A 230-nucleotide genomic window follows, 5' to 3' on the forward strand; every position below is an offset into this window, starting at 1 on the left:
CGGGAGGATTCGAACCTCCGACCGCTCGGTTCGTAGCCGAGTACTCTATCCAGCTGAGCTACGGATGCATCGGGAAAGCGATTGTACTGCGGGGTTACTCTCCTGGCGCTGACGATAATTTCGTAGACCATGAAACAACGTTTTCGCTGTTGTTAAGGAGAATATGGTGCATCCGGGAGGATGACTCGGCTGCGCCTCGCCCTTCGGGCCGTTGCTTACGCAACGTTATC

At 55.2% G+C, this 230-nt stretch carries 1 other RNA gene; it reads right to left on the reverse strand.

From position 1 onward, the window contains the following. Positions 1-164 precede the first annotated feature (164 nt). Positions 165-230, reverse strand: a non-coding RNA gene (locus L2I46_RS29475) — RtT sRNA; the annotation flags it as partial.

It is taken from the genome of Klebsiella sp. 2019SCSN059 (assembly GCF_021739525.1).
In the GTDB taxonomy this organism is placed as follows: domain Bacteria; phylum Pseudomonadota; class Gammaproteobacteria; order Enterobacterales; family Enterobacteriaceae; genus Klebsiella; species Klebsiella quasipneumoniae.